General features: G+C 69.2%; 23 protein-coding genes. 8 read left to right on the top strand and 15 right to left on the bottom strand.

What is annotated here, in order from left to right; all coding sequences use genetic code 11:
- Positions 1 to 2: 2 nt before the first annotated feature.
- Both KXD98_RS10225 and KXD98_RS10220 read right to left on the bottom strand, forming a co-directional pair.
- The gene (locus tag KXD98_RS10225) at positions 3 to 680 is read right to left on the bottom strand and encodes a 4'-phosphopantetheinyl transferase (protein WP_313901277.1); all 678 of its coding nucleotides are present in this window, start codon (positions 678 to 680) and stop codon (positions 3 to 5) included.
- Positions 677 to 1,621, bottom strand: coding sequence for a metallophosphoesterase (locus KXD98_RS10220; RefSeq protein ID WP_260763981.1), 945 nt, complete (start codon positions 1,619 to 1,621; stop codon positions 677 to 679). The genes KXD98_RS10225 and KXD98_RS10220 overlap by 4 nt, the downstream gene beginning before the upstream one ends.
- A 153-nt stretch (positions 1,622 to 1,774) precedes the next feature.
- Between KXD98_RS10220 and KXD98_RS10215 the strand changes: the two genes are divergently transcribed.
- Positions 1,775 to 2,347, top strand: a complete 573-nt coding sequence (locus tag KXD98_RS10215; RefSeq protein ID WP_260765105.1) for a DUF3558 domain-containing protein — start codon at positions 1,775 to 1,777, stop codon at positions 2,345 to 2,347.
- A 3-nt stretch (positions 2,348 to 2,350) separates the two neighbouring features.
- Here the strand turns inward: KXD98_RS10215 and KXD98_RS10210 are convergent, their stop codons facing one another.
- Complete coding sequence (locus KXD98_RS10210) at positions 2,351 to 3,415, bottom strand: hypothetical protein (RefSeq protein WP_260763979.1); 1,065 nt, start codon at positions 3,413 to 3,415, stop codon at positions 2,351 to 2,353.
- Between the two features lie 10 nt (positions 3,416 to 3,425).
- Entirely contained in the window at positions 3,426 to 4,562 is a 1,137-nt protein-coding gene (locus tag KXD98_RS10205) for a sulfotransferase (protein ID WP_260763976.1), read from the bottom strand.
- Positions 4,563 to 4,605: 43 nt separating this feature from the next.
- Between KXD98_RS10205 and KXD98_RS10200 the strand changes: the two genes are divergently transcribed.
- Entirely contained in the window at positions 4,606 to 5,229 is a 624-nt protein-coding gene (locus KXD98_RS10200) for a TetR/AcrR family transcriptional regulator (RefSeq protein WP_260763974.1), read from the top strand.
- A 10-nt stretch (positions 5,230 to 5,239) separates the two neighbouring features.
- Positions 5,240 to 6,877: a CocE/NonD family hydrolase gene (locus KXD98_RS10195; RefSeq protein WP_260763973.1), complete on the top strand. Its 1,638-nt coding sequence runs from the start codon at positions 5,240 to 5,242 to the stop codon at positions 6,875 to 6,877.
- On the opposite strand, the gene KXD98_RS10190 is transcribed toward KXD98_RS10195, so the two are convergent.
- Together KXD98_RS10190 and KXD98_RS10185 are read right to left on the bottom strand one after the other, a co-directional pair.
- Complete coding sequence (locus KXD98_RS10190) at positions 6,866 to 7,426, bottom strand: DUF1802 family protein (RefSeq protein ID WP_260763972.1); 561 nt, start codon at positions 7,424 to 7,426, stop codon at positions 6,866 to 6,868. The genes KXD98_RS10195 and KXD98_RS10190 overlap by 12 nt on opposite strands.
- The gene (locus KXD98_RS10185; RefSeq protein WP_260763970.1) at positions 7,423 to 7,689 is read right to left on the bottom strand and encodes a DUF2277 domain-containing protein; all 267 of its coding nucleotides are present in this window, start codon (positions 7,687 to 7,689) and stop codon (positions 7,423 to 7,425) included. Before KXD98_RS10185 ends, KXD98_RS10190 begins: the two co-directional genes overlap by 4 nt.
- A gap of 45 nt (positions 7,690 to 7,734) precedes the next feature.
- Between KXD98_RS10185 and KXD98_RS10180 the strand changes: the two genes are divergently transcribed.
- Positions 7,735 to 8,493 carry an enoyl-CoA hydratase gene (locus tag KXD98_RS10180; protein ID WP_260763969.1) on the top strand — a complete coding sequence of 253 codons (759 nt, stop codon included), beginning with the start codon at positions 7,735 to 7,737 and terminating at the stop codon, positions 8,491 to 8,493.
- Between the two features lie 51 nt (positions 8,494 to 8,544).
- Complete coding sequence (locus KXD98_RS10175; protein ID WP_260763967.1) at positions 8,545 to 9,162, top strand: class I SAM-dependent methyltransferase; 618 nt, start codon at positions 8,545 to 8,547, stop codon at positions 9,160 to 9,162.
- 12 nt (positions 9,163 to 9,174) lie between these two features.
- On the opposite strand, the gene KXD98_RS10170 is transcribed toward KXD98_RS10175, so the two are convergent.
- Both KXD98_RS10170 and KXD98_RS10165 read right to left on the bottom strand, forming a co-directional pair.
- A complete protein-coding gene (locus KXD98_RS10170) occupies positions 9,175 to 10,494 on the bottom strand; it encodes an MATE family efflux transporter (RefSeq protein WP_260763964.1) in 1,320 nt (439 codons plus the stop codon).
- A gap of 15 nt (positions 10,495 to 10,509) precedes the next feature.
- Entirely contained in the window at positions 10,510 to 11,520 is a 1,011-nt protein-coding gene (locus KXD98_RS10165; protein WP_260763956.1) for a bifunctional oligoribonuclease/PAP phosphatase NrnA, read from the bottom strand.
- Between the two features lie 174 nt (positions 11,521 to 11,694).
- Between KXD98_RS10165 and KXD98_RS10160 the strand changes: the two genes are divergently transcribed.
- Positions 11,695 to 12,504, top strand: coding sequence for a sulfotransferase (locus KXD98_RS10160; protein ID WP_260763953.1), 810 nt, complete (start codon positions 11,695 to 11,697; stop codon positions 12,502 to 12,504).
- A gap of 9 nt (positions 12,505 to 12,513) precedes the next feature.
- Here KXD98_RS10160 and KXD98_RS10155 read toward each other — a convergent pair whose 3' ends face one another.
- From KXD98_RS10155 to rimP, 6 genes are all read right to left on the bottom strand, one after another.
- On the bottom strand, positions 12,514 to 17,106 hold the full coding sequence (locus tag KXD98_RS10155) for a PE family protein (protein ID WP_260763951.1): 4,593 nt from the start codon (positions 17,104 to 17,106) through the stop codon (positions 12,514 to 12,516).
- 1,090 nt (positions 17,107 to 18,196) lie between these two features.
- The gene (rbfA, locus tag KXD98_RS10150) at positions 18,197 to 18,673 is read right to left on the bottom strand and encodes a 30S ribosome-binding factor RbfA (protein WP_260763949.1); all 477 of its coding nucleotides are present in this window, start codon (positions 18,671 to 18,673) and stop codon (positions 18,197 to 18,199) included.
- Complete coding sequence (gene infB, locus KXD98_RS10145) at positions 18,674 to 21,412, bottom strand: translation initiation factor IF-2 (RefSeq protein ID WP_260763948.1); 2,739 nt, start codon at positions 21,410 to 21,412, stop codon at positions 18,674 to 18,676. It abuts the gene before it with no gap.
- A 127-nt stretch (positions 21,413 to 21,539) separates the two neighbouring features.
- Complete coding sequence (locus KXD98_RS10140; RefSeq protein WP_396882837.1) at positions 21,540 to 21,854, bottom strand: YlxR family protein; 315 nt, start codon at positions 21,852 to 21,854, stop codon at positions 21,540 to 21,542.
- Positions 21,855 to 22,045: 191 nt separating this feature from the next.
- Positions 22,046 to 23,101: a transcription termination factor NusA gene (gene nusA, locus KXD98_RS10135; RefSeq protein WP_260763944.1), complete on the bottom strand. Its 1,056-nt coding sequence runs from the start codon at positions 23,099 to 23,101 to the stop codon at positions 22,046 to 22,048.
- 3 nt (positions 23,102 to 23,104) lie between these two features.
- Entirely contained in the window at positions 23,105 to 23,632 is a 528-nt protein-coding gene (rimP, locus tag KXD98_RS10130) for a ribosome maturation factor RimP (protein WP_260763942.1), read from the bottom strand.
- 136 nt (positions 23,633 to 23,768) lie between these two features.
- Between rimP and KXD98_RS10125 the strand changes: the two genes are divergently transcribed.
- Complete coding sequence (locus KXD98_RS10125; protein ID WP_260763935.1) at positions 23,769 to 24,308, top strand: hypothetical protein; 540 nt, start codon at positions 23,769 to 23,771, stop codon at positions 24,306 to 24,308.
- The gene (locus KXD98_RS10120; protein ID WP_260763933.1) at positions 24,305 to 24,772 is read left to right on the top strand and encodes a ferritin-like domain-containing protein; all 468 of its coding nucleotides are present in this window, start codon (positions 24,305 to 24,307) and stop codon (positions 24,770 to 24,772) included. Before KXD98_RS10125 ends, KXD98_RS10120 begins: the two co-directional genes overlap by 4 nt.
- Before the next feature lie 4 nt (positions 24,773 to 24,776).
- Here the strand turns inward: KXD98_RS10120 and KXD98_RS10115 are convergent, their stop codons facing one another.
- Positions 24,777 to 26,531 (bottom strand): proline--tRNA ligase, encoded by a 1,755-nt coding sequence (locus KXD98_RS10115; protein ID WP_260763931.1) that lies wholly within the window; start codon positions 26,529 to 26,531, stop codon positions 24,777 to 24,779.
- Positions 26,532 to 26,577 lie beyond the last annotated feature (46 nt).

Below are 26,577 nucleotides of genomic sequence, written 5' to 3'. Positions count from 1 at the left end.
GCTCACAGCACGATTGCCGTCAGCGCGATCCCGTCGCGGACGGCCCACCGGCCCGACAGGGTCAGCAGCGGAGGTCCGGACGTTGCCTGCGCGTCGATCAGGATTCTCGACGTGAAGCGCCCCGAACGGCCCCGGTTGTCGACCTCGAAGCTGATGTGGGCATCCTCGAAGCCCAGCCAGCGCCGGGTCAGTGGAAACCAGGCCTTGTAGGTTGCCTCCTTGGCGCAGAACAGCACCCGGTCCCAATGCACCCCGGGGGGCAACGCAGCAAGTTCAGAGCGCTCGACGGGCAGGCTGATCGCGTCGAGTACGCCCCGGGGCAGCACGTCGTGCGGTTCGGCGTCGATGCCCACCGAGCGAACCTGCTCGCACCGGGCGACCGCCGCGCCTCGATAACCCTCGCAGTGGGTGAGGCTGCCGACGACACCGGCGGGCCAGCGGGGTTCACCCTTCTCGCCCTTGAGAATCGGCACCGGCTGCTCACCGAGGTCGACCAACGCCAGGCGAGCGCAGTGGCGCACGGTGATGAACTCGTTGCGACGCTTGGCCACTGACTTGGCGATCAGTGGCTCCTCCTCCGGTAGCGCAGCGAGTTCGGGAGCGTCGGAGTACATTTCGGCCGCTGCCAGCGCATCGATACCACCGGGCAGCACACCGGCCAACAGTTGCGCGGCGATCACGCTCGATCCTTGATCCGCTGCGCCATCTTGGCGGCGTGGTCGCGCATCTCCTGGGTGATCTGGAAATGCCCACCGAACTCGTTGAGGAATCCGGGACTGTACTTCGGGTCGGGCAGGATCTGGCGCAGCCAGCGGTAGGGCTTGCGGCGCCGCCACTCCCGCGGATAGCCCACCGACACCTCCTCGAACCGGACGCCGTCATACCAGGTGGTTCGCGGGATGTGCAGGTGCCCGTACACCGAGCACACCGCGTTGTAGCGGGTGTGCCAGTCGGCGGTCGCGGTGGTTCCGCACCACAGGGCGAATTCCGGATAGAACATCGCGTCACAGGGTTCGCGCACCATCGGGAAGTGGTTGACCTGCACGGTCGGCATCATCCAGTCGAGGTCCTCGAGACGGCCGCGGGTGTAGGCGATGCGTTCGCGGCACCAGGCGTCGCGGGTGGCATACGGCTCGGCTGAGAGCAGGTACTCGTCAGTACCCACGATGTTGCGTTCCTTGGCGATCGCCAGACCCTCGGCCTTGGTTCCGGCGCCGGCGGGCAGGAACGAGTAGTCGTAGAGCAGGAACATCGGCACGATGGTCGCGGGCCCGCCCTCTTCGGTCCACACCGGATAGGGATGTTCGGGAGTGACGATGCCCATCTGATCGCACATGTCGACCAGGTAGTCGTAGCGCGCCTTGCCGAAGATCTGCATCGGGTCGCGGTTGGTGGTCCACAGCTCATGGTTGCCCGGAACCCAGATCACCTTCGCGAAGCGTTTGCGCAGCAGATCCAGCGCCCAGCGGATCTCGTCGGTGCGCTCGGCGACGTCACCGGCGACGATCAGCCAGTCATCGGGCGAGGCCGGGAACAGCGACTCGGTCACCGGCTTGTTTCCGGTGTGTCCGGTGTGGAGGTCACTGACCGCCCACAGAGTCGGGCGTCGGTCGTCAGTCACGGCATCCCAGCCTACTGCGGCAGGGCGGACGCATCTCGGCGGGCAACTAGAACATGTTCCAGCTTCGGGTCCCCGAGCGATTTTCCGACCGTTACACTCCGCAGCAGAACTGCACGCACCGGTGGTTCGCCGCCGCACGATGAAGGGATGGCGATGCTCGCCAAACTGCGACTGCTCTCGGTGCTGTGCACGTTGCTGGTGGCGGTGATCGTGGTCTGGCAGACCGATCCGCTCAGCGAACCCGGCACGGCACCGGTGCAGCTACGTTCTACCGACGCGCCGTTGACCACGATCAAGTACCCGGTCGTCGAAACCGTCGATCCCAGCCCGTTCGAACCCTGCCGCGACATCCCCCTTGACGTGGTGCAACGCATCGGCCTGGCATACACACCGCCCACGCCCGAGGACAGCCTGCGCTGCAAGTTCGACGCCGGCAATTATCAAATGGCCGTCGAAGCGTTCGTGTGGCGCACCTACGAGCAGACCCTGCCGCCCGATGCCGTGGAGCTCGACATCAACGGTCACCGCGCAGCGCAGTACTGGATCATGAAACCCACCGATTGGAACAACCGGTGGTGGGTCACCTGCATGATCGCGTTCAAAACCGACTACGGCGTGATCCAGCAGTCGCTGTTCTACTCCCCCATCTACAGCGAGCCCAACCCGGACTGCATGCAGACCAACCTGCAGCGCGCGCACGAACTCAGCCCGTATTACATCTACTGACCGCTACCGGCCGCGGAGTCGATCGGTCGGAATCGAGCGCTCCAGCATTCCGTAGGTCACCTCCCCGTCCCACGTGTAGCGCACGCCGGCCTGTTGCAGGGCCGGAAACGTCCAGCCGGCCATCGCCGTGAGCTGCTCGGGCGCGACCGCGCTCGGATCAGTGATGTCGTGCGTCGACAGCACGGTGCGGCCATCGATGCGCACCGCCGCGTCCGCGGTTTCCAACACCACCGCAACGTCTTCGCCGACCGGTTGGAGTTGACGCAGCCACGGCGCCTCGACCACTCGCGCCGCGACAAGTGGGCCGTCGCCGTAGTAGACGTATCCCTCGTTGAATGTCGGCGCACCGTCGGGACGCGGGGGGTAGGCGATGTAGCCGAACGCCCGGCCGCTGGGGAACAGCGCCGACTGCCAGCAGTGCCCCCAGAAGCCTTCGAGCCTGCGGACGCCCTGGCGTTTGATCCGCAGGCCGCTGCCGGTGAAGACGTGTGTCTCGGCGCCGACGGTCAGCGACCCGACCGCGCGGAACAACTGCTCATAGCGAGGTCCACCCATCAAGTCTCCAGCCACCGAGGTCTGCAGCGCGGAGGCGGCCTCGGGGCTCAGCTCACCCTGCACCCAAGGAGGCACCGCCAGGGTGGCCTCGACGTCGAACCGCACGTCGACCAGTGGCCCGTTCTTGTGACCGGCCACCAGATCCGCTGAGCTGGTCTGTACCAGCTGTCCGTCGAACGTCATTGTCCAGGTGTCGAATTCGCGTACACACGTGAAGGACAGCGGGCCTGCACCCAGCACCCTGGCAGCGCCGTCGGCGCCGGTGACGGGCAGGCGCGGAGCATCCTGGCGGATCCGGAACACACGCCCGTCCGGGAAGGCGATGTTGACCTGCACTCCGTGGGCATCCCAGTTCTCGGCGACGGCTTCGATACCGACTCTGGGAAGTCCGAGACGGCCGGCGTCGTCGAACACCCAGAAGCTGACCGAGTCGCGCATCTGCGCGACGGCGGGCCGGTCCGCGAATGTCAGTTCTCGACGGGGATCGATGCCGCCGGTCAGATCGACTGCCATGACGGTTCGTTCACCTCCCCGGCCGGCTGGTCCAGCATGTCGCGCACGCCGTGTAGTCGGCGAATCGCGGTCTGATCCGTTCGGGGTCCAATCCGAAGTCCGACGCCTCGACGACCGGCCTGGGTTCGCGGTTCTGCGCGTTGCGCGCCCACCAGTCGCGCATGCCGGATTCGAACTCGTCGGTGACGGCCTCGCCGAGCCAGGTGTACAACGCGCGCACCTCGCCGACCGGATCCGCCGCCATGGCACGAAAGTCGATGTCGAAGAATCTGTCATCGGCCCCCTCGGCCCGGAATGCCACTGCCCGCTCCATCCCGACCGACCACTGGTGAACATTGAGTTCACCCAGGTAGCACCGGTCGACGTGGTCACTGAAACCACCGACGATGTCGGCGTAGACCTCGGCGACCGACACCATCACGTCGGTGGGATCCCGGTGGGTCATCACGAAGCGGGCGTCGGGGAACACGTGGTCGAGATGGGTCAGCGACAGGACATGGGCGGGTGACTTCAGCCGCCACGGCCGGGCCGGTCCGCCCCACTGCAGGAGTTTGAGCACTCTCCGCTCATAGCGGTAGGTCGAGCTGAAATCCGCTCGGTCCACGAGCCACTGCGAATAGCTCGGGATGTGGGCGAAGGCCTGGAAGATCTGCGATGTGAAATCCAGTGCCATCAGGTCCAGGCATTCAGCCGGGCCGTCCGGGTCCGTCGGCACGTGGTGGCGGCTGCCGGCGACGACCTTCAGTCCGGCCGGAACGCGGGGGTCGGCGCCGAGGACGGTCGACGGAGGCGGGCACGGCTGCGCAGCCTCCCAACGGTGCAGGTAACGCACGTTCGGATCTTGCGCGAGCAGGAACGACAGCGCCGTGGACCCGGTGCGCGGCAGCCCCAAGCCGAACAACGGCGCCGTGAGGGGTTCATCGTCGATCTCGGGGTGACGGCGATACCAGTCCTCGACATGAAGGCGTTGGCGCAAATACCCGATGAGCCGTGGGTACAGGAACGCCGCGCCCCGATCGTTGAGTCGTGCCTCCCGATCGAGCGCGCCGAGGAGGACCTCGAGGCCTTCCCGGAAGCCATCGTCGCCGAAGTCGTCCAGCCCGGTCTGATCTGCCGCTGCGTGCAACAACTGCTCCGGCGATGCCACTGCGCACCTCCCTGCCGATTCGAGACAGTACACTGTCACGAATATGGATGAGCCGTCAAGACGTCGCACCCGGGTCTACCAGAGCCCGGCGCGCCGCAAACAGGCCGAGCAGACCCGGGATCGCATCGTCGCCGCCGGTAGCGAACTGGTACACCAGTACCGGAGCTGGGATTGGCGCGAGCTCACCTTCCGCGCCGTCGCCGAGCGCGCCGGAGTCGGTGAACGTACGGTCTACCGGCACTTCCCCACCGAGCGCGAGCTGCACGACGCGGTGATGCACCGACTCGAGGACGAGGCCGGAATCGCCTATGAAGACGTCGATCTGGTCAATCTCACCGAGACGACACGCCGATTCTTCGCCTCGCTGCAACGGTTCACCGTCGAGCGGACCGTGCGCCGATCCGACCAACCGGTGTTCACCGGTGCCGAGCAACGCAGAGCACAGGCGCTGCTACGCGCGGTCGCCGCGGCGGCCCCGGACTGGCCGGAGCACCGGCACCGCGCCGTTGCCGGGCTTCTGGACGTGCTGTGGAACCTACCCGCCTACGAACTGCTCGTCGACGCGTGGGAGATGACGCCGGCAGCCGCTGCGGAGTCGCTGACATGGCTCATCGACAGGGTCATCGCAGCCATCGAGGCCGGCGAAGCGCCGATGACCGGCCAGTAGTGTGCCAGAGGTGAGCTCTCGCATTTCGCGCCGTGCCCGCCACACCCTCAGCCGTGTCCTCGAACTGCCGGCACCCGTCTGCGACTTCGACGTCCACCGATCGGTCTCGGTGCCGATGCGCGACGGTGTGAACCTGATCGCCGATCACTATGCGCCGCAGACCGCGCAGCCGGCCGGCACCCTGCTGGTGCGCGGACCCTACGGGCGGGGCTATCCGTTCTCGGCGCTGTTCGGCGCGGTCTACGCCGCGCGCGGCTACCACGTCCTCATCCAAAGTGTCCGTGGCACTTACGGTTCGGGAGGCCGGTTCGACCCGTTCGTCAACGAGATCGCCGACGGCGCGGACACCGCCGCCTGGCTGCGCGAACAACCGTGGTTCACCGGCAGCTTCGCGACCATGGGGCTGTCCTACCTCGGCTTTACCCAGTGGGCTCTGCTCATCGACCCACCACCGGAACTCAAAGCCGCGGTGATCACCGTCGGGCCCGACGATGTCAGCGGACCGCGTTGGGGCACCGGATCGTTCGGACTCAACGACTTCCTCGGCTGGAGTGATCTTGTCGGTCGCCAGGAGGACACCAGTCGGGTGCGCACCCTGGTGCGCCAGATCGGCGCCCAACGGCGGGTCACCAAGGCATCCCTTGAACTTCCGCTGGGAACCGCGAGTCGCGAACTGCTCGGCGACAGCGCTCCGTGGTTCGAATCGTGGCTGGATCATCCCGACCGCGACGATCCGTTCTGGACCCGGCTGCACCTGCGCGACCGGCTGGACCGGGCCGAGGTTCCCGTGCTGTTGCTCACAGGGTGGCAGGACCTGTTTGTCGACCAGACCCTGGAGCACTACCGCATCCTGACCGAACGCGGCGTGCCCACCGGGCTCACGGTCGGCCCGTGGACGCATGGCCACATGATGACCAGCGCCGCACCGACGGTGTTGCGCGAGTCGCTGGACTGGCTCGCGACACATCTGGGCCAGGCGCAGCCAGCGCGCCGCGCCCCGGTACGGGTCCACCTGGCCGGGCGCGGCTGGATGGAGCTGCCCGACTGGCCGCCGGCGATGCCCGAGCAGGTGCTCTATCCTCAGCCGGGCGGCGGGCTGGCCCCCACAGCGCCCGAGCCTGGCGCATCGCAGACCTTCATCTACAACCCGGCCGATCCGACACCCACGGTCGGGGGGCGACTGCTCTCTCCGGTCGGCGGCTACCGCGACGACACCGCACTGGCCCGCCGCGCCGACGTCCTGACCTTCACCAGCGCACCGGTGCATGATGACCTGCACCTGGTCGGCGCACCCGTGCTGGAGGTGCAGCACTCGTGCGCCAATCCGCACAATGATCTGTTCGTGCGCATCAGTCAGGTCGACGCGAAGGGCAGATCCCGCAACATCAGCGACGGATATGTGGCCTCGGCAACCGACAGTGGTGTGGTGGGCATCGAACTCGACCCGGTGGCGTGGACAGTCCCGGCGGGCCACCGGATCCGGGTGCTGATCGCCGGTGGTTCGCATCCGCGCTTCCTGCGCAATCTCGGGACCGGAGAACCTGTCGCGACGGCAACCACAGTCAGAACCGCACGCCACACCGTGCACCTCGGTGCGCAGACCCGACTGGTGTTGCCCGCCGGTCCTCGGCCGCCGTCAGCCGACTGAGGCGCGCACCTGCTGCGCGATCTCCTCGAGGGCGGCCTCGGAATGCACCGGCTGTCCCCAGTCCGGCTCAACCGGGAGCGTGACCCAGCTGACGCACCCGCGATAGTCAGGCGTGCGCGTCAGCCGCACGGGTTCGCTCAGGGGTGCGGCCGACACGACGAGAACCGTCAACCGATGTCGCGGCCGGAAGTCCAGCCGGTCGGTGCGCACGGATTCATCGGTCCAGATGTGGTGGATGGCGATGGCATCGAGATTCTCCGGCCGGTGCACGTCGACTGCCGCGACCACGCGAGCACCGGCCCGCAGCACCACCGCGTCCTCGGTGCTGTCGGCGGCCGCGGGTCCCAGCAGGTCGTGATGGTCGGGGCGGACCCGGCGGGCATGGCTGTGCGCGACCGTCGGAAACAGCACGAAACGTGACGCAGCGGCCTCGGGAACCACCTCGAAGCGTTTCTCGTGGATGCCACCTTTGCGCAACAACACCGTCTGTCTGCCGTCGAGCAGTGCATGAACCGCCGCACTCCATTCTTTGAGTGCCGGCTGACTCATGTCCTGGTCATACGGGCTCGGACCTCTGGACGACGCAGCGGCGGAACAGTTTTCGGCGGCTGCTTGCGTGGTGCCAAACCGCTCAACAATCGCCGAGTGGATGCGCTGACCTCGGCGACGGCGATCTCGAAGGCGTCGACGTTGGCCCCGGAGGGCCGGGAGATGCCGCTGACCTTGCGGACGTACTGGCGCGCGGCGGCCTCGATCTCCTCGTCGGTGACCGCGGGCTCCAAGCCGCGCAGCTCGGTGATGTTTCGGCACATGGGATCCACGATAGGCCGAACGCGGCGGGCCGATACGGTGAGCGGATGAGCCAAGACGACATCCTGCTGACCGAGACCCGCGACCGGATCAGGACGCTGACGCTGAACCGCCCCCAGGCGCGCAATGCGCTCTCGGCGGCACTGCGGTCGCGGTTCTTCGACGCACTGCGACAAGCACAGGCCGACGAGGACATCGATGTCGTCATCGTCACCGGCGCCGACCCCGTGTTCTGCGCCGGGTTGGACCTCAAGGAGCTCGGCGACACCACCGAGCTGCCCGACATCTCGCCCAAATGGCCGCCGATGAGCAAACCCGTCATCGGCGCGATCAACGGTCCCGCGGTGACCGGCGGCCTGGAGCTGACGCTGTACTGCGACATCCTCATCGCCTCCGAGCAGGCCCGCTTCGCCGACACCCACGCCCGGGTCGGTCTGCTGCCGACGTGGGGGTTGTCGGTGCGGTTGCCGCAGAAGGTCGGAGTCGGGATGGCGCGCCGGATGAGCATGACCGGTGACTACCTGTCGGCCGACGAGGCGCTGCGCTGCGGGCTGGTCACCCAGGTGGTGCCGCACGAGCAACTGCTCGACACCGCGCGCCAGATCGCCACGTCGATCGTCGGCAACAACCAGAAGGCGGTGCGGGCCCTGCTGGCGTCCTACCACCACATCGATGACCTGCAGACCAGCTCGGCGCTGTGGCAGGAGGCGGCCGCGGCGCGGGAATGGATGAGCAGCGCGACCGGTGACGACATCGCGGCCAGCAGAAGCGCGGTCATCGAACGGGGTCGCTCGCAGGTCCGCTAAGTCGCGTTTCGGCGTTGACAGCACCCCGGTGGCACCCGGCACAGTCGAGACATGTCCGACCAACCGGCCCGCCCAGCGGTCAACCACCACCGCGACCATCCTGGGTTCAGCGGCCCCACCGGTGCCCTGTGTGCGCTGGTCTTCCTGTTGACCGGCCGGCGTCCCGCCCAGCGGGCCGTCGCGTTGACCGCGGTGACGGCCGCAGACCACGTCGTCGACGTCGGGTGCGGCCCCGGCACGGCGGTGCGCCGGGCCGCCCGCTGTGGTGCCCGCGCCACCGGTGTCGACCCGTCGGCGACGATGCTCAGAGTGGGTCGAGCAATACCTCGTCGTGCCGGCGTCGCCCTGGTCCAAGGCGATGCCGAGGCGCTTCCGTTGGCCGACTCCTCGGCGACTGTCTTGTGGGCGCTGGCCACGGTGCACCATTGGCATGACGTGGAGGCGGGCCTGGCCGAGGCGCACCGGGTGCTCGCTCCCGGCGGGCGACTGCTGGCCGTGGAACGCCAGAGTCCGCCCAGGGCCACCGGATTCGCCAGCCACGGCTGGACGGGCGAACAGGCGCAGGTTTTCGCACAATTGTGCCGGGCGGCGGGGTTCGCCGACGTCGCGGTCAACACCGACCACGTCGGACGGCGCCCGGTCTGGGCCGTCAGCGCTTCTCGGCCCTGATCAGGCCCCGAGTCACACCGTGCCGGGGACCAGCCAGCGCCCAGAGAGCACCCGCGCGCCCACGAACAGCAACCTCAACACCATGAACGTGCTCAGCCCGGCCCAGATACCCAGCAGTCCCCAGCCAAACGCCAGCGACAGCCAGATTGCCGGCAGGAAGCCCAGCAGCGCACTGGCCAATGTCGCGTTGCGCATGAACTTCGCGTCCCCGGCCCCCAGCAGCACGCCGTCCACCGCGAAAACGATGCCCGCGATCGGCAATTGAGCCACCAGGAACCACCACGGCACCGACATCTCGTCGAGCACCGCACGGTCGTCGGTGAACACCCCCGGCAGCACCGGCGCGCCGAGCGCGAACAGTGCGGCCAGCACTGCGGCAGCCACGGCGGAGAAAGCCGTCACCCGCCACGCAACGGATTTGGCGTGCGCCACCTGGCCCGCCCCCAGCGCCGCACCCACCAGCGATTGCGCGGCGATCGCCAACGAATCCAGCACCAGGGCAAGGAAACTCCACAGCTGCAGCACGACCTGGTGGGCGGCCACCGCAGCGGCCCCGAAGCGGGCGGCCACCGCTCCCGCCGAGACGAAGCACGCCTGGAAAGCCAACGTTCGCAACACCAGGTCACGGCCCATCACCACCTGAGCGCGCAGCACCTCGATCCGCGGGCGAAGCGGGACCCCCTCGACGATCAATGCACGGAAGAACAACACGGCGGCCAACCACTGCCCGACGATGTTGGCCAGCGCCGAACCCGGCAACCCGAGTTCCGGGGCGCCCAACCAGCCGTACACCAGCAGCGGGCACAACACCGCCGACACAGCGAAGCCGAAAACCACGTAGCGCAACGGGCGGACGGTGTCCTGCACCCCGCGCATCCATCCGTTCCCGGCGGCCGCCACCAGGATGGCGGGGACCGCCAGGCTGGCGATCCGCACCCACGGCAACGCGGCCTCGGCGATGTCGCCGCCGGCAGCCAATGCGGAAACCAGTGGGACAGCTGACCATTGGACGGCGACGACGATCGCGGTGCCGATCCCGAGGGCCAGCCAGGTGGCCTGCACTCCCTCCTCGACCGCCGCGCCGCGGTCGCCTGCACCGTAGAACCTTGCGGCGCGCGCCGTGGTGCCGTAGGACAAAAACGTCAGCTGAGAACTGAGCACGCCCATGATCAGTGCACCGATGGCCAACCCCGCCAGACTGAGCGCGCCCAGTCGGCCGATCACAGCGAGGTCGAACAACAAGTACAGCGGCTCAGCGGCCAACACCCCCAGCGCGGGGAAGGCCAACGCGGCGATCCGCCGACCGGTCGCCGGCGCCAAGGAGTCCGTCACGGTGTGCCGACGTGGTCAGGCGAGCGCACTGCGCAGCGCGGCGACCACCTCGTCAGCCGTTCCCGACGCGGTGTACCCGGCGGCCAACCGGTGCCCGCCGCCACCGAACGTGGCACCGACAGCCGAGACGTCCAACGCCTTCGACCGCATGGACACCGACCACTGTTGCGGCGCAATCTCTTTGAAGACCGCCGCGACTTCAGCTTGCGCAGTGGTGCGGACGATGTCGACGATGCTCTCGACTTCTTCGGGGCGCGCCGCCGACCACTCGTCGTGCGGCACGACCGCGTAGACCAGACCACGGCCCTGCGCCGCCTCGGCGACCAGCCGCGCCGAACCCAATACCCGCGACAACATGGGCAGCCAGGCGAATGGATGGGTATCGAGCAGGGTTCGGCTGATACCGGCGTTGTCGACACCGAGCTCGATCAGTCGGGCAGCCAGCCGGTGTGCCCGCGCGGTGGCCCACCGAAAGGATCCGGTGTCGGTGGTCAGACCGGCGTACAGACAGTGCGCCACGCCGACGTCGATGGGCTTGTCCCAGGCGTCGAGCAACTCCGCCACCAGCATCGTCGTCGAGTCCGCCGACGGATCGACGAAGTTGGCCGACCCGAACAGCGTGTTCGACGCGTGGTGGTCGACGACCAGCACGTCGCGGCCGGGTGCGGCCAGCTCGGCCAACGATCCCAACCGGTTCACGCTGGGGATGTCGACCGTGACGACCAGATCCGGGTTCGGCCGAACCTGCCCCGGTCGCGCCAGCAAGTGCCCGCCGGGCAGCGTACGCAGCGACTCCGGCAGCTCCGCGGGCGTGGCGAAACTGACGGCCACATCCTTACCCACCCGCGCCAGCACCTGCGCCAGGGCCAGACCCGCGCCGATGGTGTCCGCGTCAGGAAAGACGTGACCGACGACGACGATGTTGTCAGCGCCATCGAGGAGATCAGCGGCCTGCCGCGCATCCACCAGAGGGCCTGCCTGGGGACCCACATGGGTCCCGTCAGCCTTCGATTCGATCGTCCTCATCGCCGTCCTCGGATCCGGTGCGCTCCGGGCCCCCTCCCATTCCGCACAGTGAACACGCTACGGGTCGACGCCGCAGGCTGACCACCGTACCCTCGGTCTGCCTCGATCCGCGATCCGGCTCCGGAGACCTTGCATTGCTTGCGGTTCTGCCGATCTGGATGCAGACTCGGCGCGGTGGCGGCGCTGCACTTCATCTCAGGCTTACCGCGATCAGGCTCGACGCTGTTGGGGGCGCTGCTGCGACAGAACCCGAATATACACGCCGCGATGTCGGGACCGTTGGCCGGATTATTTGACGGCCTGCTCGCTGAGATGAGCGCCCGCAACGAGTTCTCGATGTTCCTCGACGACGCCAAGCGCCGACGCATCCTGCTCGGGCTCTTCGAGTCCTACTACGCCGACTGCGCTGCCGGGGTCATCTTCGACACCAACCGCAGCTGGTGTGCCCGGATGCCGGCGCTTGCCGCGCTTTTCCCGGAAGCGAAAGTCATTGCCTGCGTGCGTGAACTGCCATGGGTGGTCGACAGCATCGAACGGCTGGTCCAGCGCAACGTCTTCAGTCCCTCGTCGATCTTCGATTACCGCCCCGGCGGCACCGTCTACACCAGGGCAAGTCAGGTCGCCGGGCAGGACGGCATGGTCGGCGGTCCGTACGACGCTCTCAAACAGGCGTGTTACGGCGCTCAACGCGACCGCCTGTTGGTGGTGCAGTACGAGACCCTGACCACCGAACCGGCCAAGGTCATGCACGCCATCTACCAGTTCATCAGTGAACCGGACTTCCAGCATGACTTCGCCCACGTCGACTATGAGGTCACCGGGTTCGACGAACGGGCCGGGACACCCGGACTGCACGTCGTCAGCGGCGCGGTGAAAGCCGAACCGCGCGAGACCGTGCTTCCGCCGGATCTCTTCGAACGCTTTGTCCACGACGCATTCTGGCGGGATCCGAGCAAGGTTCCCGAAGGCCTGCGCATCGTCTGAGCCTCGACACTAGGCCGGGACGTTGGCACCGTTGGCGCCGGTCGTGCCGGGTGTGCCGTTCGGCGCGCCGTCGCCACCGTCGCCTCCGTTGCCGCCGATACCACCGCCGACGTTGAGCTTGCCGCCGGCTCCGCCGTTGCCGCCGTTGCCACCGTTGCCGGAGCCGCCGACACCGGGCGCACTGCCGTCGCCGCCGTCGCCACCCACCGCGATCTGGCCGGTCAGGGCCGTGCCGTTGTTGACACTGATCGTCGCCGCACCGGCATTACCGCCGTTACCGCCCACGGCACCGCCCGTTCCAGCGGCCCCGCCGTTGCCGCCGTTGCCGCCGGCGGCCGTGCTGGCGCTCACCGTGCTGTTGTTGATCGCACTGAGCGTGGCGCTGCCACCGGCGCGACCGAGTGCAGTTGTGGGCCCGCCGTTTCCACCGTTGCCACCGGTGGCCGAACTATCGGCGATGGTGCCGGCGCTGCTGGCATTGCCGGCGGTCGCGGTGGCACCGCCGCCGGCTGCGTAGGCCCCGGCATCTCCGCCGGTGAGGTGAGTGTTGGAAACCGATCCGCCCCCTCGGACGTTCATATTGGCGCCGCCGCCTGCCGCATAGGTGGAGCTGACCCCGGCCGTCACACTGCTGTTGGTCACCGTGCCGCCGTTGACGGTGATGTTCCCGCTGGTCCCCTGGCCGCTGGTACCGGTGAAGCCGTGGCCGCCGGTGGCACTGCTGCCGGTAACCGAGTCTTGGGCACCTTGCACCCGAATCATGCCCTCGCCGCCGCTGCGGCCGTTGACACCACCCTGGCCGGCGCCGCCGTTACCGCCGGTCGCGGTGCCGTCTGCGGTGCTGTCCGCGCCGATGGCCAGCACGCCACCAGGCCGGCCCGTACCGCCGGTGACGCCGGCGCCGTCGCCGCTGCCGCCGGCCCCGCCGGTGCCCGTACCGGTCGCGGAGGACCCGGCGCCCTGACCCACCACCTGGCCGGTCCAACCCGCGCCGCCGGTACCGCCGTTGGAACCGGCACCGCCGGCACCCCCGTAGGCATTGCCGCTGGCCGTGGCGTTGTCGCCGTACGCGAGCACGACGCCGCCGCCGCCGGCGCCACCCGTGCCGCCGGTGGTCGCGCCGCCGCCGACGCCGCCGAGGGCGTAGCCGCTGGCTGAGCTGTTGACACCGAGGGTGGGCTGCGACGAGTAGCCGGTCTGGATCCAGCCGCCGCCACCCCTTCCGCCGGTGCTGGTGGACCCGTCAGCATCCCCACCGACACCGCCGACACCCGTCCCGGTGGCCGTGCTACCGGTTCGCTGGGCGAACACTCCGCCCTGGCCGCCGGCTCCGCCGAGCGCGCCGTTGGCGCCGGCCCCGCCGGCGCCACCCGTCCCGGTGCCACTCGCCTGAGCCCCAGTTGCGGTGGCCGAGATCTTGCCTTCACCACCGGCACCACCGGTAGCAGCATCCCCCGCGCCACCGAGTCCACCGGTGGCGATTCCGTCGGCCGTGCTCAGGGCAGCTGTAGCCGATATGGTGCCGGCCCCGCCTTGGCCGCCGGTACCGCCGTTGGCGCCCGCACCGCCGTGCGCCCCGACCGCGCCGGCACCGGTCGCCGACGCATGCCCGCCGTTCTGAGCCAGCAGGTAGCCCTTGCCGCCGGCACCACCGGTGCCGGTGCCGACCGCCGCGCCACCGGCACCACCGGTGACCGTGCCGTCGGCCCGACTGTCCGTACCGCCGGCCCAGACCTCGGCATACCCGCCGGCACCACCGGTGCCACCATCACCGGCCGCCGTGCCGTTACCGCCGTGGGCGCCAGCGCCGGCCGTTGCGGCGGCGCCGTCGACCGCACCGCCGCCGTCAGTGCCGACCAGGGCCTGACCACCAAGACCGCCGGCGCCGCCGCGGGTGTTGTTGACCGCGTCGTTGTAGCCTCCGTCGCCGCCGGCCCCACCGGTGGCCGAGCCATCGATCACCGTGCTGCCGACCGGACCGCCGTAGTCGTACACGCCGACCCAGCCCTGGTTGCCGGCCCCGCCGTCGCCACCGTGGCCGGCACCGCCGGCACCACCCCTGGCATGGCTCGCTGTCGTCACCCCGTGGAACCCGGCCACCTGCGCCGAACCGCCGTCTCCGCCAGACGCACCGCCGACAGCAGCACTACCCCCGGCGCCACCCTCGGCCGTACCTTCTGCACCGCCGGTGAGTCCGACCGACAAAATCAGCCCGTATCCACCGTCTCCGCCGACGCCACCGTTCGCGGCGCCACCGCCGATGCCACCGGTCGCAGAGCCGGACGAGACGCCTCCGGGGATGCCGGTAAAGCCGGCCTGCACCCACGCACCGCCGCCGGCACCGCCGACACTGCCGACTCCGGTCGCGGTACCGCCGGCACCGCCGGTGCTGGTCCCGTCGGCCTGACCGTCCTCGCCGGCGGTGGTAACGCCCTCGCCACCGGCACCACCGGCACCGCCGTCGACGCCGTGACCGCCCGAACCACCAATGCCGGTTCCGGCAGCGACGCTGTTGGCGCCGACGGCTTCCACCCCGCCCTTGCCGCCCGCGCCACCGGCGCCGCCGTTGAGGCCGCCGGCACCTCCGGCGCCACCGATCGCCTCACCGGAAGCGCTGCTGCCGACACCATCGGCGAACACACTGGCCGCGCCGCCGTTGCCGCCGGTACCACCGACACCGGTCGCCGAACCTTCACCACCGCTTCCGCCGGCACCGCCGGTGGCCGTGCCGTCCACAACGCCGCCGTCGATGCCTTCGACCCGGGCACCGCCGCCGCCGCCGCCACCACCGCCACCGACACCACCCACCGTCGGAGTGGCCGCGGAGCCGGCACCACCGGCCCCGCCCAAACCTGCGGTCGCACCGGCACCACGGCTTGCTCCGGCACCACCGGCCCCGCCCGCACCACCGGCGCCGTGGACACCGCCGCCGGAGCCGAGGCCGCCGCTACCACCCGCGCCACCGGCGCTGCCGCTGCCGGAGGCCGACGTGCTGAAGTCACCCGCGGCACCGTTGCCACCGCGCCCACCGACACCGCCCGCGCCGATCGGTCCCGCGTCACCGCCGTCGCCACCGTTTCCACCTGTGCGGGTCGGGTCGTCGCTGTCCCATCCGGCCCCGCCGGCGCCACCGTCGCCGCCGGTGGCACTCGCACCGTCGGGACCGACAGCGCCCGTCGAGCCGCCCTGCCCGCCGGTGCCCGGAGCACCGCCGAGGCCACCGGTCCCGGCACTGGCACGGGTCCCGCCATCGCCGCCGCGACCGCCATCCGGGTCGGCGGAATCGCCCTGCCTGCCCACGCCGCCATTGCCGGCATTGCCGGCGTCGCCGCCCGCACCGCCCGCACCACCGCTGCCATTGGCGCCTTTGGCGCTGAACAGCAACAAGAACCGGGCCTGCCCGGCGTTGCCGCCGGCTCCGCCGACTCCGCCGTCGCCGCCGTCTGTGCCGTCCTGGCCATCACCACCGTCGATGCCATCCGCGCCGTCGTAACCGTGACCGCCACGACCACCGCGACCACCGAGGCCTCCGGCGCCGGCAAGTCCCCACAGCCAACCGCCGTGACCGCCGTCGCCACCTCGACCACCCGCGCCACCGTCTCCGCCGATCGTGGTGAGGGTGCCTGCTGCGCCGTCTGCTCCCTCGCCGCCGGCGCCACCGGCGCCACCGCTGCCCCACAGGGAGTACTCGCCGACACTGCCGCCGGCGCCGCCGACCCCACCGTCAAATCCCGAGTCCAGGGCCTTGCCGCCGGTACCTCCCGCGCCACCGCTACCCAGGAACATCCCTGCACGGCCGCCGGCTCCGCCGGACCCACCGGCACCACCCTGGCCGCCGGTACCACCGCTGCCGCCGGCGCCGCTCAGACGGGCGTTGCCGCCGGTACCTCCGTTACCGCCGGTACCTTCGACAGGGCCGGAACCACCCTCGCCGCCGGACCCACCAGTACCCGAGAAGGACAGATATCCGGCGTTACCACCGTTGCCACCGTGACCGCCGGTGCCGGTGGAGACATCGGCGCCGGCCCCGCCATCACCACCCCGGCCCAACAACAAGCCGCCGGTTCCGCCGTTACCGCCGGCTCCGCCGTTGATCCCGACGACACCGGTGCCGCCCTTACCGCCATTGCCGATCCAGCCGGCGTTACCACCATCGCCGCCGTTGTAGCCACCACCGCCGCTGCCCACCAAGCCGCCGTTGCCACCGATGCAGGCCAGCCCGCTGTTACAGGTCGCACCGGTCCAGGTGTATCCGTTGCCGATCAGGATGCCGCCGTTGGGATGCTCTGGGGTGCCGTTACCCACCAGGAGCAGATAGCCGAACCAGATCTGGAAGGGTGCGGCGGTCGTGGCCGGCTGCTGCATCATCGCCGAAAAGACCGGTGCAGAAAGCTTTTCGGTGTTCGCGTCACCTGTCACGGACCGCTGTTCGTCGTCACGGCGAGTAACGCCGGCGATGGTGGCCATCATCAACGACTCCGTCATCGGAGAATCCGTCGGCGCCTGGTCGAGCTGGTTGCTCTGCACCACGACAGCCACGACCGGAACGGCGGTGTCGGAGATGACCTCGACCAACGCCGGCGTCATCGGGACAGTCACCACCGGAATTACGGTGGCGGCCGGTGCCTGCCCTGCAGCTGCCGGCTCGCTGTCGACATCAGCCGATTCATCATCCGCCGCCGGTGACGTGTCCTGGGCCGCGGTCGGCGGCGTGACCGCGGTAGTGACCCCTTCCGCGGTTGTGGCCCTCCGGGGTGAACGAGTCACTGCTGCAGCGCGATCGGGTCCGCTGCGCCTGGTCCCGGTGCTCGGCGCACCCGCGGGCTCCCGATCCAGAGCATTCGCCTCTTCTGTGGCAGCGGACTCGGTGTCGCCGTCCACCGATGGGCGCTTCGCCTTTCGCGGCGAATCAACAGAATCGCCGGAGGATGCATCCGAGCCGTCGGAGGAGACCGTCGAGCCTTGCGACGATGCGCCCGCCGATGACGCAGCCGTTCCCCGCGGGGACGATCCCGAGCCCGCCGAAGCATCTGAGCTTGTGGTATCGGCAAACGCCGTCGGGGTCCAACCCGTGACCGCCCAGCCGATTCCCAATGCCACAGCCAGCGCCCCGACCCGGCCGACGACAGTTGCCGCTCCGACATCTGCCTTGGGCATCGCATGCTTGGGGGTGCGCTTGACGGCCGTGCGCCTGGGCCGGACCTGCCTGTTCTTCTGCGATTGCCACCGCGAACCGGCTTGCAGGTCTCGTTGCATCAGCACATTCCCGTCCCTGAGGTGACGTCGGTAACGCGCACGTACCGGTCGATACAGCTACCAGAGCAGTCGCTGGTTTCTCGACCGTGTGCTCGCCGTTTGACATCGGCTAATGGGCACAAACGGTAATTGACGTGCTAGAAATTAACAATAGAATCGCGGATTTGGCAAAGCCTGACAGCATCCGATCAAGATTTGCCGACAGCACCGACTTGCTCACCGCGGCCGCCCGAAGACCGGGCCGACGGCGCGCTAGAGCCTGCGGTCCTGGCTAACCTTCGGCGTAGAACACTGCGGCGAGCGTTGACGGGTCAGCACCGTGTTCGGATGCGCGCGCTACGGGTTCAAGCGCATGTCGACCCCACGGGGCGCAACCGGAATCCCGGTGCGACCGGGCGCGGGCGAGCAACAGCAGCATCGCGCAGCGGGGCTGGGCTCAGGCCCCGTCGTCGCGGGCCCCATCGTCGCCGACCTCGTCCTGCGCCTCGCTGAGCCGATACGGGTCGGCCTCACCAGCGGGCTTGGCCCCCTGCCTGACCCGGGCCAAATCCTCATCGGCTGCCCGCGCGCGGGCGAGCAACTCCTCCATCCGGTGCGCGGCGTCAGGCACCGTGTCCCGCACGAACGCCAGTGTCGGGGTGAACCGGACACCGAGGCTGGCGCCCACCTTGGAGCGCAGCACCCCGGTGGCCTTGTCCAGTCCCGCCGCAGCACCGGCGAAGTCCGGTTCCTCGGTCAGCGAACTGCCCATCACCGTGTAGTACAGCGTGGCGTCGTGCAGGTCGTTGGTGACCTTGGCGTCGGTGATCGTCACGCCGGCGAGCCGAGGATCCTTGATCTCGTACTCGATGGCCGACGCGACGATCGTCGAGATGCGCTTGGCCAGCCGACGCGCCCGTGCGGGATCTGGCATTTAGACGCGTTCCTTTTCGACCAACTCGTAGGTCTCGATGACGTCGCCTTCCTTGATGTCGGAGTACGTCAGCGTCAGACCGCATTCGTACCCTTCGCGCACCTCGGTGACGTCGTCCTTCTCCCGCTTGAGCGAGGACACGGTGAGGTTCTCGGCGACCACCACGTTGTCGCGGAGCAGCCGGGCCTTGGCGTTGCGGCGCATGATCCCCGACTGCACCAGGCAGCCGGCGATGTTGCCGACCTTCGACGAGCGGAAGACCGCACGGATCTCGGCACGACCGAGCTCCTTCTCCTCGTAGACCGGCTTGAGCATGCCCTTGAGCGCGGCCTCGATCTCATCGATCGCCTGGTAGATGATCGAGTAGTAGCGGATCTCGACGCCCTCGCGGTTGGCCAGCTCGGTGGCCTTGCCCTCGGCGCGCACGTTGAAGCCGATGATGATCGCATCCGAGGCCGACGCCAGGTTGACGTTGGTCTCGGTGACCCCGCCGACTCCGCGGTCGATGACCCGCAGCTGCACTTCGTCGTCGACCTGGATGCCCAGCAGGGCCTCTTCGAGCGCCTCGACCGTACCGGCGTTGTCGCCCTTGAGGATCAGGTTCAGCTGGCTGGTTTCCTTCAGCGCCGAATCCAGGTCCTCCAGGCTGATGCGCTTGCGAGTGCGTGCGGCCAGTGCGTTGCGCTTGCGTGCACTGCGCCGGTCGGCAATCTGGCGGGCGATGCGGTCCTCGTCGACGACGAGGAAGTTGTCACCCGCGCCCGGCACCGACGTAAAGCCGATGACCTGCACCGGACGCGACGGCAGCGCCTCTTCGACGTCTTCGCCGTGCTCGTCGACCATGCGACGGACACGCCCGTAGGCGTCGCCGGCCACCACCGAGTCGCCGACGCGCAGCGTGCCGCGCTGAATCAGCACGGTCGCCACCGGTCCGCGGCCTCGGTCGAGGTGCGCCTCGATCGCCACACCCTGGGCTTCCATGTCGGGGTTGGCCCGCAGATCCAGCGAGGCATCGGCGGTCAGCACCACCGCTTCGAGCAGCGCTTCGATGTTGACGTTGTTCTTCGCCGAGATGTCGACGAACATGGTGTCGCCGCCGTACTCCTCGGGAATCAACCCGTATTCGGTGAGTTGGCCGCGGATCTTGGCCGGATCGGCGCCTTCCTTGTCGATCTTGTTGACCGCCACCACGATCGGCACGTCGGCCGCCTGCGCGTGATTGACCGCCTCCACCGTCTGTGGCATCACACCGTCGTCGGCGGCCACGACCAGGATCGCGATGTCGGTGGCCTTGGCACCACGGGCTCGCATGGCGGTGAACGCCTCGTGACCCGGGGTGTCGATGAAGGTGATCGGTCGTTCGTTGCCGTCGAGGTCGACAGTCACCTGGTAGGCACCGATGTGCTGGGTGATACCGCCCGCCTCGCCCTCACGGACGGTGGCGTTGCGGATGGTGTCCAGCAGTCGGGTCTTGCCGTGGTCGACGTGACCCATGACGGTGACGACCGGCGGACGGAACTCCAGATCCTCCTCGTCCCCGGAGTCTTCGCCGTAGGACAGGTCGAAGGACTGCAGCAGTTCGCGGTCCTCGTCCTCGGGGGACACGACCTGAACCTTGTAGTTCATCTCGCCGCCGAGCAGCTCGAGAATGTCGTCACCGACCGACTGGGTCGCGGTGACCATCTCACCGAGGTTGAACAGCGCCTGCACCAGCGAGGCCGGGTTGGCGTCGATCTTCTCGGCGAAGTCCGACAGCGACGCGCCGCGGGCCAGCCGAATCGTCTCGCCGTTGCCGTGCGGCAACCGCACGCCACCGACGACCGGCGCCTGCATGTTCTCGTACTCGGCGCGTTTTGCCCGCTTCGACTTGCGGCCGCGCTTGGGTGCACCGCCGGGGCGACCGAACGCGCCGGCAGCACCGCCACGCTGGCCGGGGCGGCCACCGCCACCACCGGGACGACCGCGGAAGCCGCCACCACCGCCACCGGCGGGAGCTCCGGCACCGCCACCGCGGTAGTTGCCACCACCGCCGCCGCCACCTGGACGACCACCACCGCCGGGGCCCGGCCGCGGGCCGCCACCGGGGCGAGGTCCGCCACCGGGCCGGGGGCCTCCACCGGGGACCGGCCGCGCACCGGGCGGGCGCGGCGGCATGTTGCCGGGGCTGGCACCGGGTCGCGGACCGCCGCCGGGGCGGGGACCACCAGGGCCGGGTCGGGGGCCACCCGGACTCTGCGGCCTGGGCATCGCTCGTTCGACGGGCTGCTGGGTGGAGAACGGGTTGTTGCCGACGCGCGGCGTCCGCGCCGCGGGCTTGGGAGCACCGGGCTTGGGGGCCGCCGGTCCCGGGCGTGGGCCCGGAGTCGGGCCGGGCCGGGGCGGGGCGGGGGCAGCCGGGGCAGGCGTCGGAGCGGCTGCCGCGGGCGTGGGCGGCGCCGGCGTGGGCTGGGGTGGTTCAGGCGGGGCAGCGGCGGGCTGCTGTGCCGCCGGCGCCGACGGCTTGGGTGCCGGCCTCTTCTGGGGGGCGGGCTTGGGCGCGCCATTGCCGCCGGGCTGGGCCTTCTCGACGGCGGGCTTGCCGCCACCGAACGACTCGCGCAGGCGGCGGGCTACCGGCGCCTCGACCGTCGACGATGCCGATTTGACGAATTCACCCTGATCACTGAGTCGGGCGAGCACTTCTTTGCTTGTGACACCGAGTTCCTTAGCCAACTCGTGCACGCGGGCCTTACCTGCCACTACATCTCCTGTCTGAGAGGCGACAGCGGTGGTCGGCGCCGCGCCTCGGTTTAGCTATGACGCATGGTCATCGGGACTTCACGGTGTGCTCATGTTCTTCGCTACCTGTTCTTCTGCGGCCGGGTGATCAGCGCGTCTCGGCACATGCTCCGAAATGCACCATCACCGCGGTGATGTCCGGTGAACCGGTGATCCGTAACGCTCGGCCGAATGCCCGCCGGCGAATCGCCGCGTGCAGACACTGCGGATCGGGATGCAGCCAGGCACCCCGCCCCGGCAATGTCCCCGCTGCGTCAACGGTCACGATGCTGGGACCATTCCCAGGATCGATCCCGTCGGCGGCAACGACAACCCGAAGCAGTTCGACGGCCAGCTCTCGTTTCCGGCATCCGATGCACGTCCGCACTGGTCCCTCGGAAGGGTGGGCGGTGCGTCTGCGCATCCGAGCCGATGTCTCGCGCTGGATCACAGCTGAGTCTACCGCCACAGCAGGGGCGAAAAGAAAACCGGTGCGATAAGCCAAATCGGCGCGGCGTCCCAGTCCCCGATCTCCGCTCGCGCTCAGTCCCCGATCTCCGCTCGCGCTCAGTCCCCGATCTCCGCTCGCGCTCAGTCCCCGATCTCCGCTCGCGCTCAGTGCTCTCCCCGCACGCCGCGCGCCGCGTCCGGGCGAGCCGGCCGCCGCTCCGGTTCACCGTCAGCTGCAGCGTCGTCACTACGGATGTCGATGCGCCACCCGGTCAACCGGGCCGCCAGCCGCGCGTTCTGCCCCTCCTTGCCGATGGCCAGCGACAACTGGAAATCGGGCACGATCACCCGCGCTGCCCGGGTGGTCTCATCGATAACCGTCACCGAGATCACCTTGGCCGGCGAGAGCGCATTGGCCACAAAGCGCGCCGGGTCCTCGTCGTAGTCGATGATGTCGATCTTCTCGCCGGACAATTCGCTCATGACGTTACGCACGCGCTGCCCCATCGGCCCGATGCAGGCGCCCTTGGCGTTGAGACCAGGCAACCGCGACGCGACCGCGATCTTGGAGCGGTGGCCGGCCTCACGGGCTACGGCGACGATCTCGACGGAGCCGTCGGCGATCTCGGGTACCTCCAGGGAAAACAATTTACGGACCAGATTGGGATGCGTGCGCGACAAAGTGATCAGCGGCTCGCGCGCCCCACGGGTCACACCGACGACATAACAACGCAGCCGGTCACCGTGTTCGTAACGTTCGCCGGGCACCTGTTCGGCGACTGGTATCACGCCCTCGGAGCCCTTGGTTTCGCTGCCCATCCGCACCACCACCAGCCCGCGGGCGTTGGCGCGCGCGTCACGCTGGATGACACCGGCGACGATGTCGCCCTCCCGCGCAGAGAACTCGCCGTAGTTCTTCTCGTTCTCCGCGTCGCGCAGACGCTGCAGGATGACCTGGCGCGCTGTGGTCGCCGCGATGCGGCCGAAGCCCTCCGGGGTGTCGTCCCACTCGTGGAGCACGTTGCCGTCCGCGTCGGTCTGGCGGGCCATCACCTTGACCACACCGGTCTTGCGGTCGATGTCGATCCGTGCGTCGGGCTCGTGGCCTTCGGTGTGTCGATAGGCGGTCAAGAGCGCGGATTTGATGGTGTCGACGACGACGTCGACGCTGATCCCCTTGTCGGACTCGATTGCGTGCAGGGCAGCCATGTCGATGTTCACGCTCTAGCCCTCCTTTCCGGATTGGCCGGCCAGCTCCAGCTCACGCGGATTGGGCGGCGAGAACTCCACCTGGACAACAGCTTTGACAATGCCCTCCAGAGCGAGGTCACGAATGGTGTACCCCGTGGAAGCGCCTTGGCGAACCACCACCCGCACGGAATCACCGTCGAGGGGTCCGAGTCGCCCGGTCAGCGTCGTCCCGTCCGACAGGGTGAACTCCACCCGCCGACCCTGCGCCCGGCGAAAATGCGTGGGTGTCGTCAACGGGCGGTCCACGCCCGGAGAGGTCACCTCCAACACGTAGGCGGGGCTGTCGAGCGCATCGAGCAGGCCCGACGCCGTGCGCGACAACTCTGCGATCGCGTCGAGGTCCAGTCCGGAGTCGCTGTCGGTGACCACGGTGATGCGCGGCGGACGGGCCGCGAAATCGATCACCACGTCCTCGATGTCGTATCCGGCGCGCGCGAAAGCTCCCTCGAGCAGTTCGGTCACCTGTCCTTGCGACGGTAATCCCGCAGACCGCTCAGCCACGGCGAGCTCCTCGTGTTGAATTGTCCGGACCCGGTCGGCAGCGACATCTCCTGCGGACCGCTGCCCACGATACGCCTGCAACAGCGGCCGCCCGTCCGAATAGGTGGTCATCTCGGCCCGAGGCCCGCCTGGCAGGATGTTGCACGTGCCGAGCCGCCCGCCGACCGTCAGCCGCCGACGTGTGCTGGCCGGCGCGGCCGGGCTGGCCGTGCTCGGTGTCGCGACTCTGAGTCCGGCCGGTTGTGCTGCACCCCCGCCGCCGCCCGAACTCGCCGATCTGAGCACGGCCCTGGATCGGGCGCGCGCCGACAGCACGCTGGCCGCCGAGGCAGCCGCCACCGCGCACGGCACGGCGGCTGACACGCTCACCGACGTCGCCGCCCTGCGCGCCGCGCACGCCGAGGCGTTGTCGAACGAGATCGTTCGGATGACCGGCCAGCCGGCACCGACAACGACGGTGACGGTCACCACCGCCCCGACTTCGCCGGCCAGTACACCCTCGCCTGCCCCACCGACGGCGGCCGATGTGGTCGGCGCGTTACGTTCGTCGGCCGACAGCGCGGCCACCGCCGCGGCCGCGCTGTCCGGCTACCGGGCCGGACTGCTCGCGTCCATCGCCGCCGCGTGCACCGCCGCGTATACTGTCGCGCTGGCCTCGCCCGGAGGGTCGCAGTGACCTCTCCCGAACCGGTTCCGACCCGGCCCAGCGACAGCGTGAACGGTTCGCTGTTCGACGCGGTGGCCACCGAACACGCGACCATCTACGGCTACGGCCTGGTCTCGGCACGTTCCCGACCCGAGATCAACTACCTGGTTGCCGACGCGATGGCCGAGCACCGGCGCCGGCGCGAAAAGGCGATCGCGTTGCTCGGGGAACGCGATGCCGCCGTTCCGCTACCAGCGGCCGGGTATCAGCTCCCGATGGATGTCGACACCCACACCGAGGCCGCCCAGCTGGCCGTTCGGATGGAGCAGGATACCGCCACCGCGTGGCGGGCCGTGGTCGAGCAGGCGCCCGACGAGACGATGCGTGCGTTCGCGGTAGCGGCGATGATCGAAAGCGCGGTCGCCGCGGCGCGTTGGCGCGCCGAACAGGGCACCACCCCGGTCACCGTCGCGTTTCCGGGTGGCAGCGAGTAGGTCCTCAGCGGATCACGCCCGCAATGTCGGTCGCGGCAGCCGCCGCCGGCAGGTCGCGCTTTTCCCCGCTGAACCGGTTGCGCAACTCCACTACACCGTCGGCCCAGCCGCGCCCGACCACGACGATCCAGGGCACGCCGAGCAGTTCGGCATCTTTGAACTTCACCCCCGGCGAGGCCTGCCGGTCGTCGAGCAGTACGTCGATGCCCATCCGGTCCAGCGCTTCGGCCAGCTCGGTGGCACCGGCCCGGGCTTGCGCGTCCTTGTTGGCGATCACCATGTGCACGCCGAACGGGGACACCGAGGCCGGCCAGCGCAAACCGAGCTCATCATGCTGCTGTTCGGCGATCACCGCCACCAGACGCGACACACCGACGCCGTAGCTGCCCATGGTCAGCCGGACTGGTTTACCGTCCTCGCCGAGGACATCAGCGGCGAACGCGTCGGTGTACTTGCGGCCCAACTGAAAGACGTGTCCGATCTCGATGCCACGTGCGGCGACCAGCCGGCCCGCCCCGTCCGGTGAGGGGTCCCCCTCGCGGACCTCGGCGGCCTCGATGGTGCCGTCCGGGGTGAAGTCGCGCCCGGCGACCAGACCCACGACGTGTCGGCCCTGCTCGTCGGCGCCGGTGATCCAGGACGTTCCGTCGACGATACGCGGGTCGACGAGGTAGCGAACGCCGTTGGCCTGCAGCGCCTTCGGACCGATATAGCCTTTCACCAGGAAGTGGTACCGGGCGAAGTCGGCGTCGTCGAGCAGCGCGTACTCGGCGGGTTCCAGAGCCGCACCCAGGCGCTTGTCGTCCACCTCGCGGTCGCCAGGGACGCCGACCGCCAGCAGCTCCCAATCACCGCCCGGTTCACGGACTTTGACCAAAACGTTCTTCAGAGTGTCAGCAGCAGATACCGTCCGACCGGCGAACTGTGGCAGGTCGGCGCCGTTGGCCCAGTCCACGAGCGTGGCGATCGTCGGGGTGCCCGGGGTGTCGTACACCGTGGCCGGCGGCTGGCCGTCGATGGGCAGCGGGTCGGGCACCTTGGTGAGCACTGCCTCGACGTTGGCGGCGTACCCGGATTCCGGGCAGCGCACGTAGGTGTCCTCACCCACCTCGCTGTCGGCGAGGAACTCCTCGGAGGCGCTGCCGCCCATCGCACCCGAGACCGCCGAGACGATGACATAGCGGACCTGCAGTCGGTCGAAGATCCGCTGATAAGCCTCACGGTGCGCGGCATAGGCCTGCTTCAGGCCATCGTCGTCGACGTCGAAGGAATAGGAATCCTTCATCAGGAACTCGCGTCCACGCAGGATGCCGGCCCGCGGCCGCGCCTCGTCGCGGTACTTGGTCTGAATCTGGTAGAGCCGCAGCGGGAAATCCTTGTACGAGGAGTACTCACCCTTGACAGTCAGGGTGAACATCTCCTCGTGCGTGGGGCCCAGCAGGTAGTCGTTGCGGCGGCGGTCCTGCAACCGGAACAGGTTGTCGCCGTATTCGGTCCAGCGGTTGGTGGTCTCATACGGGGCGCGCGGCAACAGCGCGGGAAACAGGATCTCCTGTCCCCTGATGGCATTCATCTCCTCGCGCACGATCTGCTCGATCTTGCGCAGCACCTTCAGCCCGAGTGGCAACCAGCTGTACAGACCGGGTCCGACAGGACGGACGTAGCCGGCCCGGATGAGCAGCTTGTGGCTGGGAACCTCGGCGTCGGCCGGGTCGTCGCGCAGCGTGCGCAGGAACAGCTCGGACATACGGGTGATCACAGGCGACCACCCTACTGCCCGGTGATTTCGGCGCGGAAACCGACGC

The sequence above is a fragment of the Mycobacterium sp. SMC-4 genome (genome assembly GCF_025263265.1).
Taxonomy (GTDB): domain Bacteria; phylum Actinomycetota; class Actinomycetes; order Mycobacteriales; family Mycobacteriaceae; genus Mycobacterium.
Note: the sequence above shows the minus strand (reverse complement) of the source record. Positions and strands in the feature narration are given on the sequence as shown.